We start from the raw sequence: 17,934 nt of genomic DNA on the forward strand, positions 1-17,934 counted from the left end.
AGGTCTATACGATCGAGCGACGCCCTTGATTGATCTGCAACCGTTAAAGGAGAATCGTATGTCGATGAATTTTCCTCTCGAAGGCATCCACATCGTCGAATTCGAAGGCCTCGGCCCCGGCCCGCTCGCGGGCTGGATGCTCGCCGGGATGGGCGCGCGGATCACGCTGGTCGCACGCCCGTCCGGCCGCACGAGCGCGCCGGACGCGTTGAAGGCCCGCGACGGCGACCTGCTGCGTGAAGGCAAGACGATCGTCGAACTCGACCTGAAATCAACGGCCGGCCGCGACGTCGCGCTCGACCTGATCGCGCAGGCCGACGCGCTGATCGAGGGGCTGCGGCCCGGCGTGATGGAGCGGCTCGGCCTCGGGCCCGACGATTGCGCGCGTCGCAACCCGAAGCTCGTGTACGGGCGGATGACCGGCTGGGGCCAGCACGGCCCGCTCGCGGCCGCGGCCGGGCACGACCTGAACTACGTCGCGCTGACCGGGCTGCTGTCGCTATCGGCACCGAACGACGGCCGGCCGGGCCTGCCGCCGACCGTCGTCGGCGATGCGGGCGGCGCGCTCGGGCTCGCGTTCGGGATCGTCTGCGCGCTGTTCGATGTGCGCGGCGGCGGCCTGGGGCGCGTGGTCGACGGCGCGATCGTCGACATCGTGTCGATGCTCGGTTCGCTTGCGCTGTGGGCGCGCGCGAACGGGCAGCTCGACGGCGCGCAGCCGAGCCTCTTCCACGACGCACCGTTCTACGACGTGTATCGCTGCGCGGACGGCGAATGCGTGACGATCGGCGCGCTCGAACCGCCGTTCTATGCGCTGCTGGTCGCCCGGCTCGGGCTCACCGACGTCGATCCGGCGTCGCAGTACGACCGCGCGCGCTGGCCGGCGCTGAAGGCGCGTTTCGCCGACGTGTTCGCGCAGCAGCCGTCCGCGCACTGGCGCGCGCTGCTGGAGGGCACCGACGCGTGTTTCGCGCCGGTATTGAGCGTGGCCGACGCGGCCGCGCATCCGCACAACGCGGCGCGCGGGATCTATCGGACGGATGAGAACGGCAACGTGCGCGCGCGGGTGGCGCCGCGGTTTCTGCCGCTGACGGGCGGTGAGGCCGAGTAGGCGTGCCGAACTTTACGGCTCGGGAGCGAATTCGGCATGGCCGGTATGGCACCTGGAATCGTGCTAAATATGGTGCCAAATAAAGTGCAATGGAAATTCAATCGAAAAAGGAGCGGACATGCCCCACACCATCCTGGCCAGTGTGACGGCGAGCGTCTCGGAGCTGAAGCGGAACCCGATGGGAACCGTTGCGGCGGGCGAGGGCTTCCCGGTCGCGATCCTGAATCACAACGAGCCTGCGTTCTATTGCATTCCGGCGAAGACATGGGAGGCGATGGTCGAACGTCTCGAAGATATCGAAGACAACGCGCTGGCTGACTCGCACGCCAAGGAGAAAACCGTCAAGGTCAAGCTGAATGACCTTTGAGCTCGCCTTTCTCGAACCTGCGTTGAAGGAGTGGAAGAAGCTCGATCGCACCGTTCGCGATCAGTTCAAGGCCAGACTCGCCGAACCGCTCGAGAATCGTCGTATTCCCTCGGCGAAGCTGCACGGTCATCCGGACCGCTACAAGATCGAGCTGCGCAGTGTCGGCTATCGTCTCGTATACGAAGTGCGCGATGCGGTTCATCTCGCCCCAAGGAAACGCTAGCGCGATACGCGCTGCGTGTTCGCCTTTTCTCCCATTGACCTCGGGCAGGGCAGCCGCTCACGCCGTTTCCTCAGGCGCATCCGGCATCTTGCCGTCGCCGACGCGGTTGATCGTACCCTGCGCGATCGCGACGAGCCGCTCGTGATCGCCGTCGATGACGAACACATGACACTGGCAGGTCGCCTGGTGCCGGCCCGCATAGACGAGCTTCGCGCGGGCGACGAGCGTGCCGTTCACGGCCGGCCGCAGGTAGTTGATCTTGTATTCCGCCGTGATCACGCGCGGGCCGAGCACGAGCGCGCCGGCGAACGTCAGCGCATTGTCCGCGAGGTAGCTGATGACGCCGCCGTGCACGAAACCGTGCTGCTGCCGCAGTTCTTCGCGCACGGGCAGGCACAGCGACACTTCGTTGTCGCCGATGTGCATCAGCTCCGTGCCCAGCAGCATGCTGAACGGTTGCGCGCGCAATGCGCCGCGCGCGTGGTCCGTGATGTCGGTCATCGACTTTCCTCGAAATGAGCGCCCGCTTGCGCTGAACTCTAGGAAGGGGGATGCGGATAAGCAAGGAAATTCGTCCGCATTTCGTGCAATTTCCGGCGCGAGGCGACGCGATTATTGCGTCGAATGCCGTAGATTTCCCTGTTTGCGGGCAATTCGACGGGAATGCGCGGGCAACGCGAACTTCGCCGCCGTCCGCACCTAAAGTCCGACGAAGAAATGCCGCTAATGCCGGGGCATTGCCTCATCGTCCGCTTTCCAGGAATCTCCCCCATGTTTGGAAAAATCAAGCTCGCGTCGGGTCTGCTCGGCGTGTTGACCGTGTTCTGCCTTTTCCTGTTCGCGATCGAGGCGCTCGGTTTCTGGGCGCTCAAATCGACGCGCAGCGGGGTCGACGATCTGTCGAACGTCGCGATCACGCAGGTCGAGGCGGCCAGCCAGGCGACCCAGCAGTTGCTCGACGCGCGCATCAACCTGTCGCGCGCCGGCACGCGGATGGTGCGCGGCGGCCCGAAACCCGAGGACATCATTCGCCATGCGGGCGTTTCGCTCGCGGAAGCGGACAAGGCGTTCGCCGCGCTGACGGCCGCGCAGCCGGTCGACGATACGAACCGCGCGCGCGTCGCGGCGCTCGCCGAGCGCTATCGCGCGCTGCGCGGCGCGCTGGGCGAGCTCGTACAGTTCCTCGACGCCGACAACATCCAGGCATTCCTCGATCAGCCGACGCAGAGCATCCAGGACGCCTACGTCGCCGAGCTGCGCCGTTTTACCGACTATGGCGCCGCATCGAGCCGCACGGCGCTCGACACGATCGACGGCGGCATGCTCTGGTTCAAGTCGGTCGGCATCGTGCTGCTGGTGGCGATGCTCGCGGCGAGCGCGGCGATCTACGCGGCCGCGCGGCGCGCGGTCGTCGCGCCGCTGGAAGAGGCCGGCCGCCATTTCGAGCGGATCGCGCAGGGCCGGCTCGATGAAGTCGTGCGGGCAGGCGGCGTGTTCGAGATCGACCGGATGCTGCGCGGCCTCGCCGCGATGCAGACGAGCATCGCGGGTACCGTGCGCACGGTGCGTCAAGCGTCTGACGCGATCCATCTCGGCGCGGGCGAGATCGCGGGCGGCAACGCCGACCTGTCGGCGCGCACGGGCACCCAGGCCGCATCGCTCGAGGAAACGGCCGCGAGCATGGAGGAACTGACGGCGACCGTCCGGCAGAACACCGACAGTGCGCGCGCGGCGAGCGCGCTGGCCGACGCGGCGCTCGAGGCGACGAGCCACGGCGGCGGGGTGGTCGACAGCGTGATCGACCGGATGCGCGGTATCGCGCAAAGCTCGGGGCGGATCGCGGAGATCATCTCGGTGATCGACGGCATCGCGTTCCAGACCAACATCCTTGCACTGAATGCGGCGGTGGAAGCTGCACGCGCAGGCGAACAGGGGCGCGGCTTCGCGGTCGTCGCGGGCGAAGTGCGCTCGCTCGCGCAGCGCAGCGCGCAGTCGGCGAAGGAGATCAAGGCGCTGATCGAGGATTCGGTCGCGCAGATCAACGGCGGCGCGGAACTCGTCGAGCGCGCCGGCGATGCGATGCGGACGGTGTCGGCGTCGATCACGCGCGTCGTGCAGACGATGTCCGAAATCACGGCGGCGTCGGTCGAGCAAAGCGTCGGGATCGAGCAGGTGAACCAGGCCGTCACGCAGATGGATCAGCTCACGCAGCAGAACGCGGCGCTGGTGGAGGAGGTCGCGGCGGCGGCCGCGTCGCTGAACGACCAGACCGCGCACCTGATGCAGGCGGTGTCGGTGTTCGAACTGGGCGATGGCCGCGCCGCACGCGGCGAGCGCGCGGCGCCGTCGCGCGCCGACGCAGGTTACGCGCCGGCCGGCAGCGCCGCGTAGGCGGTCGCGAGGTGGTAGGGCGTCGTCGACGGCATGTCGGCGCGCGACACCTGCCCGTCAGCCGTCTTGCACTCGAACCAGCCGCGCGGATGCAGGAAGCGCGCGGCGAAGCGTTCGATCTGCCGCGCGAGCGGCGCGGAGGCCGGCGTGCCGCCGTGCGTCGCGAGCGCGCGCAGGTACTCGGTCTGCGCCCAGATCCGCTGTGTGCCGTCGATACACGCGCCTTGCGCGTCGAGCGCCGCGCAGACGCCGCCCGTCTGCGCATCGACGCCGTATTGCTCCGCGAACGCGAACGCGCGCGCCAGCGCGCCGGGGAGCCCGGTCTGTGCGAGCCGCGCGCCGGCCGCATCGACCAGATAGAACCACTCGAACTGATGGCCGGGCTCGAAACGGTTGTCGGCCGCGCCGAGCGGCAGCTCGGCCACGCAGCCGGTTGCCGTGTCGACGAATGTGCGCTCGACGGCCTGCGCGGTGTGCGCGAGCGCGTCGTCGAACGCCGCGTCGCCGAATGCATCGGCCGCCGCGAGCCAGGCTTCGGTCAGGTGCATCAGCGGATTCTGCAGCGCCCCGCTGCCGGACGACGAGAAATCGGCGTGGCGCGCCGCATCGAGCAGCGCGTCGCCGGGGCGCGGCGTGAAACGGTCCTGAATCAGCGCGGCGGTCTCCTCGGCCGCCTGGCGCGCGGCGGCGTCGCCCGACGCCGCATACCACGCGGCGCACGCGAACACGATGAAGGCGTGCGTATAGAGATCCTTGGTCGTGTCGAGCGGTGCGCCCTGCGCGTCCACGCTGTAGTGCCAGCCACCGTGGCGCGGGTCGCGAAAGTGCCGGCCCAGCGCGTCGAACAGCGCGGCCGCGTGCGCGGTGTCGCCGGCCTGCGCGAACACGAACAGTTGCCGCGCGCAGGCCATTGCGCGATAACGGGTGACAGGCATCGGCGCGTGGGTGGCCGGATCGACGGCCTCGAACGGCAGCTGCAACGTGTGGTCGAACCCTGAACCCCGCCAGATCGGCAAGACGACGTGCGCGAAGTGGTGGCGCAGCTGGGCGGCCTGGGCGGAAGCGGAGTCGGAAACGGACATGACGGGGTTGAGCACTGGGTTCGAAACGTGTCGGCGCGGCCCGGAGGAGCGGAGCGGCCGGGGCCAAGGATAAAACATTCCGCACGGCCGGCACCAAAAAAGGAGATAAATCGCATGCTGAGCAACCTGGAACTCGTGATGCGGCTCGTTCTCGCGGCGGCGCTGGGCAGCGTCATCGGCTTCGAGCGCGAGCGCCTGGCGTGGGCGGCCGGCCTGCGCACGCACATGCTCGTCTGTGTCGGTTCGACGCTGATCATGATCGTGTCGGCGTTCGGGTTCGCCGACGTGCTCGGCAGCAACGAGCACATCGTGCTCGATCCGTCGCGGATCGCCGCGCAGGTCGTGTCGGGCATCGGCTTCCTCGGCGCGGGCTCGATCCTGCTGCGCGGCGAGATCGTGCGCGGGCTGACGACCGCCGCGAGCCTGTGGTCGGTCGCCGCGATCGGCCTCGCGGTGGGCGGCGGGCTCTACGTCGCGTCGATTTCGGCGACGCTCATCATCCTGATCATCCTGGCCGGCATCAAGCCGCTGGAGCGGCGCTACTTCACGGTGCGCCAGCGGCGCCAGCTCGCGCTGACGGTCGTGAGCGGCACGCTGAACTTCGATTCGCTGCACGCGGCGCTCGGCTCGGACAGTGCGCGCGTGAAGCAGTTCATCGTGCAGCGCGCCGACGACACGGGCGAGCACGACGAGGTGCGCATCGCGCTCGCGCGGGTGTCTGAACTCGAATACCGGGCGATCTGCGACAAGCTGCGTGCGCTGAAGGGCGTGACGCGTTTCGAAGAGGGCAACGGGTTGTCGGGCGACGAATAGGCTGAATCGGTTGCGGGGCATGCGACAATGGACGATCACCGATTCCGTTCGACATCCGGGTCCGCGCTTGCGGGCCCTGCCATCCGATTTCCATGACCGAATCCGTTTCCTCGCCTCGCTCCCGCTTCCGTTCCAATCGTTCGTCGGCCCGTTCTCGTCAGCGTTCGGCTGCCGCCGCGGGCAGTACATCCGCAAGGGCGACGGCGCGGCCTGGCAGTGCCCCGGCCGGTGAGGCGTCGCGGGACGAACGGACGCTCGACCTTTTTGGCGATCCGGTGCTCGAGCCGGGTGAGCGCGCGCCGGCTGCGGCGCGTGACGAAGCGGGTTCGCAAATCGACGCGGCCGTCGATGTCGCGGACGATGTGGCCTCCGGACGGCAGGCCGCGCTGGACGGGTTCAGCACGCCGGAAGGTGTGGCCACGGCAGGACTGGCGGAACCAGCAGACGGTGCGGAGATCCGGGAAATCACGACCGTGGCGCATGGCGTTTCGGCGCTTGAAGGCGAGGACGTTGCGAACGCCGGCGTCGTGCCGGCTTCTGGCGCCGCTGCGATGAAGGCTGTCGATATTTCCGTGGCCGATGGCGCTGCGACGAAGGCCGCCGATGTGCCTGCGGACGATGGTGCCGGCACGGTGGCGACCCAGTTGCAAGCAACCGATGGCGCTGCGACGAAGGCCGCCGATGTGCCTGCGGACGATGGCGCCGCCACGGTGGCGACCCAGCTGCAAGCAACCGATGATGCTGCGGCGAAGGCGACCGAATCTCAAGCGGCTGGCGGTGAAGTCGAGAAGGCTGTGGCTGCTGCTGCCGTCAAATCCCGCGATCGGCGATCTTCCGATGGCGCCGTGAAGGAACGTCGTGCGTCGTCGGGCGGCAAGCGCCGGGCGACTGCCGGTGCAAGCGACGTGACAGCGGAGCAATCCGCGCCGGTCGTGACGGGCGTCGACACGGCGCCGGAGGCGGCCGGGGCGAGCACGACGCCGGACCCGGTGGCGACGGTCGAGCCGCAGATGTCGACGCAGCCGGCCAAGCCGGCAATCACCGCGAACACCGCGAACACCGCGAACACCGCGAACACCGCGAACACCGCGAACACCGCGAACACCGCGAACACCGCGAACACCGCGAACACCGCGAACACCGCGAACACCCATGACGCCGCGCCGCGTGCCGACGCCACCGTATCCCCCGTCACGCAGCCGATGGCTTCCGCTGCCTCCTTTGTCACGAAGCCGTCGGCGGAGCGCGCGCAACCGGCCGTGCCAGCCTTCGATCCGGATATACACCTGCGCCCGCTGACCGACCGGCTCGCCGCCCTGCAAGCCGACGTGGACGGCCTGACGCGCGTGGCCGATCGCGAGATGCGCCGCGTCAACCGCCTGCTGCTGGCGCTGGCCGTCGTCGTGCTGGCCGGGCTCGTCGCGCTGGTGATGCAGACGCGGCAGATCGCGCACCTGAAGCAGGACGCAGCCACGAAGCAGCAGCGGATCGATCGCCTCGCGGCCGATCTGTCGACGCAGCAGGCAACGCTGATGACGCTCGAGGAGCATCACGAAGCGCTTCTGTCGCAGGTCGACAGGCTTCAGCGCAACGCGAATCGCGAGGCGGCCGTCGCGAAGCGTGCTCGCCGTACGCGTTAATCGTTTCGACCCTATCCTGGGAGCGCCGACGGCGCAAGGATCGCCGTTATGTTTCGGCGATCGGCCGTCGCGTCCACGCGGCAAACTGATGCGGCGCGCTGGCAGAGTTCAGGGAAAACCCTTAGAATGGAGTCAATCTAAGGGAAAACCCTAGCCACATCTGTCAGGAGTCTCACATGAGCTTCATCCTCGCCCTGCTGCAAAAGATCGACGACCTTTTCGTGTCCCCGCACCTGCCGCTCGACGCCGAATACTCGTACGCAGCGCGTCGTGCCGAAGCCGAGCGCGTGCGCCGTGCGCACCTCGTGCCGATCGTCCTGTACCGTCGCTGATTCGCTGATTCGCTGATTCGCTGATTCGCTGATTCGCTGTCAGCGCGGGCGCTCGCCGCACCTGCCTGCCCGCTTTCCGCCGCCGCATCACGCGCCGGTGCGACCGTCCCGCTACACTGGAAGCTCGATTCCGTTCATGGTGACCGGGCCATGCTGCAGATGCGACCGATGACGGCCAGCGAATTCCACGCGTACCGCACGCGAGCCATCGACGGCTACGCGAACGATCTCGTTTCATCCGGACAAAATGCTGTCGAAGACGCGGCCGACCGGGCGCGCGCCTGTTTCGACACGCTGCTGCCGGACGGCCTGCGTACCTCCGGCCAGACCCTCGTGGTGCTCATCGACGGCGCCAGCGGCGACGCGGTGGGCGACCTCTGGTACGCGATCGTGCCCGAAGGGCCGAACCGCACGCTGTTCATCTACGACCTCGACATCGCCCCATCCCGGCGCCGTGAGGGCTGGGCCACGCGCACGCTCGAAGCGCTCGATGCCGAGGCGCGCCGGTACGGCGTCACCGAGATCGGGCTGTCGGTGTTCAATCACAACGCGGCGGCCCGCGCGCTGTATCGTGCTTGCGGCTTCGCGCCGATCACGACGACCTTGATCAAGCCAGTCATTTCGGACTGAAGCCGCCGCCGGCACCGCATCGTCATGCGCTGGCGATTCGACTCGCCGCGATCGGCCAATACCGGCCCACTCTCTCGCTACTTCCGCTTGGCGAAAGTGCCGAACGGCCATCCGGCCGCTCGGCATACGTCACCGGCACGCGTCACCGCGCGCGCCCCTTCCATCTCCGCAACAACAGCGCGTTGGTCACGACGCTGACGCTGGAAAACGCCATCGCCGCGCCCGCGATCACCGGGTTCAGCCAGCCGAGCGCCGCGAGCGGCACGCCGACCAGGTTGTAGACGAACGCCCAGAACAGGTTCTGCTGGATCTTCCGGTAAGTGCGCCGGGAGATGTCGATCGCGTCGGCGACGAGCGCCGGGTCGCCGCGCATCAGCGTGATACCGGCCGTGTGCATCGCGACGTCCGTGCCGGTCACCATCGCGATGCCGACATCGGCCGCGGCGAGCGCGGGCGCATCGTTGATCCCGTCGCCGACCATCGCGACGATCCCGCCATGCGTGCGCTTCAGCTCGGCGACGACGCGCGCCTTGTCGTCGGGCAGCACCTGCGCATGCACCTCGCCGATGCCGAGGGTCGCCGCGACGGCGGCCGCGCTGCCGCGGTTGTCGCCTGTCACGAGCACGCTCGCGACGCCGCGCGCCGACAGCGCCGCAATCGCGTCGCGGGCGCCCGGCTTCACGGTGTCGCCGAAAGCGATCAGCGCGAGTAACGCGCGCGGCGCATCGGCGCGCATCAGCCACGAGATCGTGTTGCCCGCGCGTTCGAGCTCCGCCGTGCGGGCGTCGAGCGCGGGCGGCACCGCGATGCCGAGCTCGTCGCGCCAGCGCGTGCTGCCGAGCGCGAGCAACTGGCCGCCGACGCGTGCTTCCACGCCGCGTCCCGCCACCGCACGCGCATCGGCGGCGACGGCCGACGGCAGCACCGCAGCGCCGCGTGCGGCCAGGTCGGCATCGTGCGCGGCGACGACGGCGCGCGCGAGCGGATGGTCGCTCTGGCGCTGTACCGCCGCCGCGAGCGCGAGCGCTTCGTCATGCGGCACGCCGACGGCTTCGAACGCCGTCACGGACGGCTTGCCTTCGGTCAGCGTACCGGTCTTGTCGAACGCGATCACGGTCGTGCGCTGCGCGAGTTCGAGCGCCTGCGCATCCTTGATCAGCACGCCGTGCCGGGCCGCGACGCCCGTGCCGGCCATGATCGCGGCGGGCGTCGCGAGGCCGAGCGCGCACGGGCACGCGATGACGAGCACCGCGACCGCGTTGAGGATCGCGGTTTCCGTGCCGGCCCCGGCGACCAGCCAGCCGGCCAGCGTCAGCAAGGCGATGCCGAGGATCGTCGGCACGAACACCTCGCTCACGCGATCGACGAGCCGCTGGATCGGCGCCTTCTCGGCCTGCGCGGATTCAACGAGGCGGATGATGCGCGCGAGCGTCGTTTCCGCGCCGATCGCCGTGGTTTCGACGACGAGCGCGCCTTCGCCGTTGATCGAGCCGGCCGTGACGGCGTCGCCGTCGTCCTTCGGCACGGGCAGGCTTTCGCCGGTGATCAGCGATTCGTCGATATGCGAGCGGCCCGACACGACCCGGCCGTCGACGGGCACGCGCTCGCCGGGGCGGATGCTGACGCGGGTGCCGACGCGCACCTGCGCCAGCGGCACGTCGCGCTCGACGCCGTGCTCGATGACGCGCGCCCGGTCGGGACGCAGCGCGTTCAGCGCGCGGATCGCGTCGGTGGTCTGGCGCTTCGCGCGCGATTCGAGCCATTTGCCGAAGCGCACCAGCGTGACGATGACGGCCGACGCCTCGAAATACAGATGGCCGGGATGCGCGGGGTCGCGCAGCAGCATCCACAGGCTCAGCCCGTACGCGGCCGACGTGCCGAGCGCGACGAGCAGATCCATGTTGCCGGTGCGCGCCTTCACCGCATGCCAGGCGGCGCGATAGAAACGCGCGCCGAAGCCGAACTGGACGATCGAGGCGAGCACGAGCTGGAGCCAGCCGTGCAGCATCAGGTCGATGCCGAACGGCGCGACGAGCATCGGTGCGACAAGGGGCGCGCTCAGCACGGCGGACCCGATCACGAGGTTGCGTTCGCGAATCGCTTCGCGGCGCTTGCGGGCGTCGGGGTCTTGCGGCGAGCTGGCCGGTTGCGCGGCAGTGCCGGTCGTCGCACCGTCTGAAGACGCGGCGGCGAGCGACGCGCGGTAGCCGGCTGTGGTGACGGCCGCGATCAGCGCGGCGGCATCGAGCGCGCCGGCGCCGTGCACCGACGCACGCTCGGTCGCGAGGTTGACGGAAGCGCGCGCGACGCCCGGCACGGCGGCCAGCGCCTTTTCGACGCGGCCGGCGCAGGACGCGCAGGTCATCCCGCCGATGTCGAGTTCGAGATCGGCGGGGGCGGTGGCGGCTACCGGCGGGATTGCCCCGCCGGCAACCGGCGTCGCGCCATAGCCGGCTTCTTTCACGGCTTCGGCGAGCCGGGCGGCGGTCACGTCGGGTGTGGCGTCGACGGTGGCCCGTTCGGTCGCGAGGTTGACCGACGCACGCGTGACGCCCGGCACCTTCGCCAGCGCCTTCTCGACGCGCGACACGCAGGACGCACAGGTCATCCCGTCGATATCGAGTTCGATGCTGGCGGGCGCGGCAGGCGACGAAGGTGTGAACGCGGCGACGCCGGCATCCGTTACGGTCGGCGTCGCGCCGTAGCCGGCCTGCTTGACGGTGTCCACCAGTTGCGCGGCGGAAATGTTTGCCGTGGCGTCGACGGTGGCCCGTTCGGTCGCGAGGTTGACCGACACGCGCGTGACGCCCGGTACCTTCGCCAGCGCTTTCTCGACACGCGACACGCACGATGCGCAGGTCATCCCGTCGATATCGAGTTCGATGACGGTGCTGTCGGCCGGCCGCTGCCGGCTGGCAATGGCAATGGAAGTGGCCGCAGCCATCGGCGTGGGCGACGCTTCGACAGGATGGGCATGCACGGTCGTGGCGGCTTCGAGCACCGGCGCACGCACGGCGGCGCGATAGCCAGCTGCTCTGACCGCATCGACGAGTTGTGCGGCTTCGACCGTTTCTTGCGCGGTCACGGTCGCCGTGTGAGTGTCGAGGTCGACCGTCGCTTCGACGACGCCCGGCACCGCGGCCAGCGCCCGCTGCACGCGGCCCGTGCAGCCGCCGCAATGCATGCCGTCGACGCTCAGCTCGATCGTATGCAGCGCTGCGGAGGCAAGTGGTTCAGTCATGTCGGATTCCCTGATTGCGCGGCTCATGCCGCCAATGATCCCAGTATCAACATTCCCATGATGGTAAGGTCAAGCGGTGCATGGCGATGCGATGCAAGGCGGGCGGATCGGCTCGAGGCCATTACTGTTCACAGGGTGCCACGGACTGGAAAAAGCCAACGCCCGGCTTCCGGGCGGAAAGCCGGGCGTCATGTGCCTGCACGCGATCGTTCTGTTCGCTCAAGGGCGCCTTGCCACTGTGTCTCGCAAATGGCATGGCATGAACCGGATTGGCGGGGCCGGTCCGAAGTGTGCGTCGCAGACCTTGAACCGATCGCCGAATCGCACATTCGCGGGCTCGCGCCCCATTTGCTCGAGGATCTTCCAATCGCTTGCCATGCGGAATGGCGTCAATAGCGACACCCCTTGTCAATCCGGATGCCGGCTCGATCGGCGCCGAGACAGATACGAAGCCGGCTGAAACCGCTTCGATGCCACCCCAATTTGCCTGAGGATCCGGCGAAAGATTTCGAACCTGCACGGCGCTCGGATACGCGCCGCCAGCTAATCGGCATATTGGGGGATGCCCTGAGGCGCTATGATACCGGCCTGACATCAGCGCCCACCGTTACGAACCGTAGCGAAACGGTTGTCCGGGCAGGCTGGGGCGCCTTGTTTTCGCCATTCGCAAGTCGAACAAGGCGTTGACTGAAAAGAACGATATTCGGCCAGTAATCGATGATTGAAAACCAGCAGGAATCAGTTTCTCTGCGGCGCGTGTGCGCGTCGCTGGCCATGGCGGCGTTGCTAGCAGGGTGCGCGTCGCAACCGGACGCAATCCAGCGGAAAACCGGCTGGATGCGCGCGGAAGTCGCCGACTCCTACGTCTACGCGTATCCGCTCGTGCTGATGGACGTCGCGAAGGAAGCGGCGACCGGCGGCGACGGTGCGCAACCGGGGCAGGCGCCGCTCAACACGCTGCGCCACGCGCAGGCGCTGCCGCCTGTCGGCGCGGTCAATCCGCCGTTGCCGGGCGTCGACACGCTCGACTCGACCGGCTGGCTCGACGTCGCTGCCGAACCCGTGATCGTCACGTTGCCCGACACCCGCGGCCGTTACTGGGATGCGCGCGCACTCGACATGTGGACGAACGTGCTGTGGTCGTCGTCGAGCGTGGCCGCACGCGGGGCGCGCGGCGGCCCGCGATCGCAAACGATTGCCTTCGCCGCGAAGGACTGGCAGGGCACGCTGCCGAAGGGCGCGGTCCGGATCGACGTCCCGTCGGCCAACGCGTGGCTCGAAGTCCGGCTGCAGACCAGCGGCGGGCGCGACCTGACGAACGCGAAGAAACTGCAGCGTGCGATCCGCGTGGTGCCGCTGTCTGTCTTTACAGGCGCGGCGCGCGGCGCGTCGGTCGCGGTCCATGCGGGCAGCGGGCCGTCCGAAGCGGTGGGCGGCGGCACGGCGGCCGAGCAGGTGGCGGCGCTCGATCCGAAGGCGTTCTTCGCGCGCTTCGCGCAGGCGCTGCAGGACAACCCGGCACCGGGCGACGACGCGCACGCACTGGAGCTGCTCGGCGACATCGGCGTGTCGGCCGGCTACCCGGTGCTGTGGACGGGTGACCGCCTCGCGGCCGCGACGGCCGGCGTCGCCGAGGCGCGCGCGCGGCTCGCGACCCCGCCGTCGAACCTGCTGAACGCGAACGGCTGGAGCTGGATCGGCGATACGGCCGGCAAGTACGGTCAGGACTACACGCTGCGCGCGTACGCGGCCTACACGCAGTTCGGCACCGCGACGCGCGACGACGAAACGCTCGCGGTCGTCCGCGTCGACAGCGACGGTCATGCGCTGAACGGTGCGAACCGCTACGTGCTGCATTTCGCGCCGGGCGTGCTGCCGCCGGTGCGCGCGTTCTGGACGCTGACGCCCTATACGACGAACGGCGCGCTGCCCGACGTCGGATCGGCGCGCCGCTCGCTCGGCGATCGCGACCGCTTGCGCCGCAACCGCGACGGCTCGATCGACATCATCGTGTCGGCGTCGCCGGGCGGCACGCATGCGGCCAACTGGCTGCCGGCGCCGCGTACCGATTTCGCACTCGCATTGCGCCTGTACGCGCCGAAGCCGCAGGCGAGCGACGGCTCGTGGATGCCGCCCGTCGTCGTCCGGAAATGAACGGATGACCGGCGGCGTTGTCCGACCGGCGGGCGCGACGGCGCCCGAACCCCGTACCGTCACCTCCTGAGCCTATACTTTCGGGATAGCGTGCACGGCCGCCCGGTTGTCCGGTGCGGCCCGGCATTCCATCCCGAGACATTCAAGCATGGCAAGCGCAGACAAAGAAACCGTATCCTCGACCCTCCATGCCCTCGGTGGCGTTGCACGCTCGCGCCGGACCCGGCGCATCGGCATCGGCCTGCTGATCTTCCTCGTTTTATTCGGACTGCTCGGGTTCTTCGCGGCGCCGCCGCTGATCCGCCATATCGCCGAGCAGCAGTTGAGCAAGCAGCTCGACCGGCCCGCCACGATCCAGCGCATCGCGCTGAACCCGTACACACTGAACCTCGAAGCCGACGGCATCCATCTCGGCGACAAGGGCGGGCAGGGCGACTTCATCGACATCGCGAAGCTCGTCGTGCGGCCGTCGTGGTCGTCGCTGTTCCGCGGCGCGCCGATCGTCAATGAAGTCCGCCTCGACTCGCCGCGCTTTCATATCGTCCGCTACGACGCGCAGCGCTTCAACTTCACCGACCTGATCGAGAAGTTCTCGACGCCGTCGCCCAAACCCGAAAGCAAGCCGACGCAGTTCTCGGTGTCGAACATCCAGGTCAACAACGGCCGGATCGATTTCGACGACCGCCTGCTGAACGAAAAGCATGTCGTCGACAACTGGACGCTCGGCATTCCGTACATCGCGACGCTGGCATCGAAGACCGATATCTTCGTCGAGCCGAAGCTGCGGGCGCGCTTCGACGGCAGCCCGATCGCGATCGACGGCAAGACCAAGCCGTTCGCGGAGTCGCGCGAATCGGAGATCGCGCTGAAATTCGACGGCCTCGACGTGCCGAAGCTGATCTCGTACGTGCCGGCGAAGCTGCCGGTGGCCGTGACGAGCGGCCTGCTGAGCAGCGACCTCAAGATCGATTTCGTGATGAGCGGCGAGACGCCCGCGCTGCGCGTATCGGGCACCGTCGACCTGAACGACGCGAAGGTGACCGACCACGCGTCCGCGCCGCTGTTCGCCGCGCGCGGCGTGCACGTCGCGGCGGCCAGCCTCGAGCCGCTGCGCAACGCGATGCACTTCGACGAGATCCGGATCGACCAGCCGGTGGTCGACCTGTCGCGCGACAAGCAGGGCGTGCTGAACGTCGAGAAGCTCGCCGCGCAGCCGGCAGCCGCGCCGAAGGCTGCCGAGGGCAAGCTGGCGGCGTCGGGCGCCGCGACCGCTTCCGCCGCCGCCGAAACGGCCGCCAGCGGCGCAAAGGCCGAAGCCGGCGCGAAGGAGGCGCCGCCGCTCGACCTGACGATCCGTCACTTCGCGATCGACGGCGGCACGGTCAACGTGGACGACCGCGTGCCGGCGACGCCGACCGCGCTGTCGCTCACGAAGCTCGCCGCGACGCTCGACGGCTTCTCGATGCAGGGCAAGACGCCCGCGAAATACACGCTGTCGACGTCGCTGTCGCGCGGCGGAGACGTGACGGCCGAAGGCACGTTCAATCTCGCGGAGAAGCAGGTCGAGAGCAAGCTGACGGTCGCCGTGCTCGCGCTGCCGGCGCTGCAGCCGTACCTCGGCGAAGCGACCCGTGCGCGTGTGCTCGACGGCACGCTCGGCGCGACCGTCAACGCGAAGGCCGACTGGGGCAAGACGCCGCTCGCCGCGCAGGTCGCCGACAGCACGGTCAGCCTGAAGTCGCTGAAGATCGCGACGCCCGACGCGAAGGCGCCCGCGATCGTGCTGCCCGACGCGAGCGCGAAGATCGCGAAGGTCGACGTGGCCACGCGCACCGCGGAGATCGCGAGCGTCGACGCCAGCGGGCTCGCGCTCGACGTGCAGCGCCTGAAGGACGGCAAGATCGACCTCGCGGCGCTGGCCGAACCCGCGCAGGCGTCGGTGCCGAAGCGCACGGTCGCACGCAAGGCCGAGGCCGCCGCGCCCTCGTGGCATTACCGGATCGACGCGCTGAACGTGAAGGATGCGGCCGCGAACTTCACCGACCTGTCGACGCCGCGCCCGGTGAAGCTGGCGCTCAAGCCGCTGAACCTGTCGGTGCAGAAGATCAGCGACGACATGACCAAGCCGCTGCCCGTGCAGCTGAAGGCGACGCTGAACCGCAAGGGTTCGCTGAACGTGACGGGCGACGTGACCGCGCAGCCGCTGAAGCTCGGCCTGAAGATCAACGGCAACCGCCTCGACGCGGCCGCATTCGAGCCGTACTTCGGCAGCGCACTGAACGCGACGATCGCCAGCGCGCTGCTCAACGCGCAGGGCAACCTGACGTTCGCGCAGGTGAAGGACGCGCCGCGTGCGACCTATCGCGGCGACGTCGCGCTCGTCGACGTGCGGATGCTCGACAAGGCGACCTCCGACCCGTTCGCGGGCTGGCGCTCGCTCGCGCTGACGAACCTGAAGGCGAACTATGACGAGAAGGGCACCGACGTCGACGCCGCGCGCGTGACGTTCTCGAACTTCTACGGCCGCGTGCTGCTCGACGCGCAAGGGCGCCTGAATCTGAAGGACGTGGTCGCGAAGGAATCGGGCCCCGCGCAATCGCTCACGCGTGACGCGAGCAAGGGCGAGCCGGTGGCGCTGTCGCCGCAGGCCGCATCTGCGCCGGCGGCTGCGCAGCAGGCGTCCGCGCCGGCCGCCGCGTCGGCGACGGTGGTCGTGAAGGCCGCGCAGCCGCCGCAGAACCCGGTGCGGATGCATTTCGGCGAGTTGCTGCTGCAGAACGGCCGCGTCACGTACACCGACAACTTCATCAAGCCAAACTACACGGCGAACCTCGTCGCAATCAAGGGCACGGTCGGCGCGTTCGGCACGGATTCGACGACGTCCGCGCCGGTCGACGTCGCCGCGAACCTCGCGGGCAACGGGCCGATCTCGATCAAGGGTTCGGTGAATCCGCTGATCGAGAAGCCGGCGCTCGACCTCACCGCGACCGCGCACGACATCGAGCTGACCAACCTGACGCCGTACTCCGCGAAGTACGCGGGCTATCCGATCACGAAGGGCAAGCTCAACGTCGACCTGCATTACGCGCTCGAGAACGACCAGCTGAAGGCGAACAACCACATCTTCATCGACCAGCTCACGTTTGGCGACCATGTGGAGAACGACACGGCGACCAAGCTCCCGGTGAAGCTCGCGATCTCGCTGCTGAAGAACACGCGCGGCCAGATCGACGTGAACCTGCCGGTGTCCGGCTCGCTGTCGAATCCGGAGTTCAGCGTCGGCGGGCTGATCTGGCGCGCGGTGCTGAACCTGATCGCGAAGGCCGTCACGTCGCCGTTCTCGTTGCTTGCGCATGCGTTCGGCAGCGGCGGCGAGGATCTCGGCTACGTCGAATTCGCGCCGGGCTCGTACCAGCTCGACGACGCGCAGCAGAAGAAGCTCGACACCGTCGTGAAGATGCTGACCGAGAAGCCGTCGATCCGCCTCGACCTGATCGGCCGCGTCGATCCGGCGAAGGACACGTCCGGGCTCGGCGACGCGTACGTCGACCGGCTGGTGCGCCAGCAGAAGCTGAAGGACGTGGTCGGGCAGGGCGAGAGCATCGACCCGATGTCGGTGAAGGTCGAGCCGGCCGAGTACAGCAAGTACCTGACGCGCGCGTACAAGGCCGCCGACTTCAAGAAGCCGCGCAACCTGATCGGCCTGCAGAAGACGCTGCCCGACGCCGACATGAAGAAGGCGCTCGCCGAACATGCGCCGGCCGACGACAACGCGCTGCGTGCGCTCGCGCAGCAGCGTGCACAGGCCGTGCGCCAGTACCTCGACGGGAAGATCGATTCGAGCCGCGTGTTCGTCGTCGCGCCGAAGCTCGATGCGAAGGGCATCGAGGACAAGGGCGCGACCACCCGCGTCGACTTCGGCCTGCAGTAAGCGGGCCATCCGCCGCCGC

At 68.7% G+C, this 17,934-nt stretch carries 12 protein-coding genes and 1 pseudogene; 10 read left to right on the forward strand and 3 right to left on the reverse strand.

Translation table 11 applies throughout. From position 1 onward, the window contains the following. Nucleotides 1-58 precede the first annotated feature (58 nt). From LGN17_RS14230 to LGN17_RS14240, 3 genes and pseudogenes are all read left to right on the forward strand, one after another. On the forward strand, nucleotides 59-1,111 hold the full coding sequence (locus LGN17_RS14230) for a CaiB/BaiF CoA transferase family protein (protein WP_226197370.1): 1,053 nt from the start codon (nucleotides 59-61) through the stop codon (nucleotides 1,109-1,111). 118 nt (nucleotides 1,112-1,229) lie between these two features. After that, entirely contained in the window at nucleotides 1,230-1,478 is a 249-nt protein-coding gene (locus LGN17_RS14235) for a type II toxin-antitoxin system Phd/YefM family antitoxin (protein ID WP_226197371.1), read from the forward strand. Beyond that, nucleotides 1,468-1,674 (forward strand): annotated as a pseudogene (locus tag LGN17_RS14240) (type II toxin-antitoxin system RelE family toxin); the annotation flags it as partial. The gene LGN17_RS14235 and the pseudogene LGN17_RS14240, both read left to right, overlap by 11 nt. An 84-nt stretch (nucleotides 1,675-1,758) precedes the next feature. Here LGN17_RS14240 and LGN17_RS14245 read toward each other — a convergent pair. Beyond that, a complete protein-coding gene (locus LGN17_RS14245) occupies nucleotides 1,759-2,202 on the reverse strand; it encodes a PaaI family thioesterase (protein WP_011353771.1) in 444 nt (147 codons plus the stop codon). Between the two features lie 270 nt (nucleotides 2,203-2,472). Between LGN17_RS14245 and LGN17_RS14250 the strand changes: the two genes are divergently transcribed. After that, on the forward strand, nucleotides 2,473-4,092 hold the full coding sequence (locus tag LGN17_RS14250; protein WP_175952654.1) for a methyl-accepting chemotaxis protein: 1,620 nt from the start codon (nucleotides 2,473-2,475) through the stop codon (nucleotides 4,090-4,092). Here the strand turns inward: LGN17_RS14250 and LGN17_RS14255 are convergent. Continuing rightward, nucleotides 4,065-5,174 carry an AGE family epimerase/isomerase gene (locus tag LGN17_RS14255; protein ID WP_226197372.1) on the reverse strand — a complete coding sequence of 370 codons (1,110 nt, stop codon included), beginning with the start codon at nucleotides 5,172-5,174 and terminating at the stop codon, nucleotides 4,065-4,067. The two genes, LGN17_RS14250 and LGN17_RS14255, sit on opposite strands and share 28 nt — an antisense overlap. Before the next feature lie 114 nt (nucleotides 5,175-5,288). Between LGN17_RS14255 and LGN17_RS14260 the strand changes: the two genes are divergently transcribed. The 4 genes from LGN17_RS14260 (at nucleotide 5,289) to LGN17_RS14275 (ending at nucleotide 8,589) form a co-directional block, all read left to right on the forward strand. Next, nucleotides 5,289-5,987, forward strand: coding sequence for an MgtC/SapB family protein (locus tag LGN17_RS14260; RefSeq protein WP_226197373.1), 699 nt, complete (start codon nucleotides 5,289-5,291; stop codon nucleotides 5,985-5,987). A gap of 92 nt (nucleotides 5,988-6,079) precedes the next feature. After that, the gene (locus tag LGN17_RS14265) at nucleotides 6,080-7,627 is read left to right on the forward strand and encodes a flagellar hook-length control protein FliK (protein ID WP_226197374.1); all 1,548 of its coding nucleotides are present in this window, start codon (nucleotides 6,080-6,082) and stop codon (nucleotides 7,625-7,627) included. Nucleotides 7,628-7,803: 176 nt separating this feature from the next. Then, on the forward strand, nucleotides 7,804-7,959 hold the full coding sequence (locus LGN17_RS14270; RefSeq protein ID WP_006481665.1) for a hypothetical protein: 156 nt from the start codon (nucleotides 7,804-7,806) through the stop codon (nucleotides 7,957-7,959). 150 nt (nucleotides 7,960-8,109) lie between these two features. Continuing rightward, nucleotides 8,110-8,589, forward strand: coding sequence for a GNAT family N-acetyltransferase (locus LGN17_RS14275; protein WP_226197375.1), 480 nt, complete (start codon nucleotides 8,110-8,112; stop codon nucleotides 8,587-8,589). Nucleotides 8,590-8,731: 142 nt separating this feature from the next. On the opposite strand, the gene LGN17_RS14280 is transcribed toward LGN17_RS14275, so the two are convergent. Then, nucleotides 8,732-11,830 (reverse strand): heavy metal translocating P-type ATPase, encoded by a 3,099-nt coding sequence (locus LGN17_RS14280; protein WP_226197376.1) that lies wholly within the window; start codon nucleotides 11,828-11,830, stop codon nucleotides 8,732-8,734. Nucleotides 11,831-12,547: 717 nt separating this feature from the next. On the opposite strand from LGN17_RS14280, the gene LGN17_RS14285 reads away from it, so the two are divergent. Both LGN17_RS14285 and LGN17_RS14290 read left to right on the forward strand, forming a co-directional pair. Next, entirely contained in the window at nucleotides 12,548-13,984 is a 1,437-nt protein-coding gene (locus LGN17_RS14285; RefSeq protein ID WP_226197377.1) for a DUF1254 domain-containing protein, read from the forward strand. 148 nt (nucleotides 13,985-14,132) lie between these two features. Next, entirely contained in the window at nucleotides 14,133-17,915 is a 3,783-nt protein-coding gene (locus LGN17_RS14290; RefSeq protein WP_226197378.1) for a DUF748 domain-containing protein, read from the forward strand. Nucleotides 17,916-17,934: the final 19 nt, after the last annotated feature.

The organism is Burkholderia sp. AU30280 (assembly GCF_020420125.1).
Lineage (GTDB): Bacteria > Pseudomonadota > Gammaproteobacteria > Burkholderiales > Burkholderiaceae > Burkholderia.

What these genes read in the sequence shown, in the direction of transcription:
- LGN17_RS14250 (WP_175952654.1), top strand. Translation starts at nt 2,473, where the DNA reads ATGTTTGGAAAAATCAAGCTCGCGTCGGGTCTGCTCGGCGTGTTGACC.
- LGN17_RS14290 (WP_226197378.1), top strand. Translation starts at nt 14,133, where the DNA reads ATGGCAAGCGCAGACAAAGAAACCGTATCCTCGACCCTCCATGCCCTC.
- LGN17_RS14245 (WP_011353771.1), bottom strand. Translation starts at nt 2,202, where the DNA reads ATGACCGACATCACGGACCACGCGCGCGGCGCATTGCGCGCGCAACCG.
- LGN17_RS14265 (WP_226197374.1), top strand. Translation starts at nt 6,080, where the DNA reads ATGACCGAATCCGTTTCCTCGCCTCGCTCCCGCTTCCGTTCCAATCGT.
- LGN17_RS14275 (WP_226197375.1), top strand. Translation starts at nt 8,110, where the DNA reads ATGCTGCAGATGCGACCGATGACGGCCAGCGAATTCCACGCGTACCGC.
- LGN17_RS14280 (WP_226197376.1), bottom strand. Translation starts at nt 11,830, where the DNA reads ATGACTGAACCACTTGCCTCCGCAGCGCTGCATACGATCGAGCTGAGC.
- LGN17_RS14285 (WP_226197377.1), top strand. Translation starts at nt 12,548, where the DNA reads ATGATTGAAAACCAGCAGGAATCAGTTTCTCTGCGGCGCGTGTGCGCG.
- LGN17_RS14230 (WP_226197370.1), top strand. Translation starts at nt 59, where the DNA reads ATGTCGATGAATTTTCCTCTCGAAGGCATCCACATCGTCGAATTCGAA.
- LGN17_RS14235 (WP_226197371.1), top strand. Translation starts at nt 1,230, where the DNA reads ATGCCCCACACCATCCTGGCCAGTGTGACGGCGAGCGTCTCGGAGCTG.
- LGN17_RS14255 (WP_226197372.1), bottom strand. Translation starts at nt 5,174, where the DNA reads ATGTCCGTTTCCGACTCCGCTTCCGCCCAGGCCGCCCAGCTGCGCCAC.
- LGN17_RS14270 (WP_006481665.1), top strand. Translation starts at nt 7,804, where the DNA reads ATGAGCTTCATCCTCGCCCTGCTGCAAAAGATCGACGACCTTTTCGTG.
- LGN17_RS14260 (WP_226197373.1), top strand. Translation starts at nt 5,289, where the DNA reads ATGCTGAGCAACCTGGAACTCGTGATGCGGCTCGTTCTCGCGGCGGCG.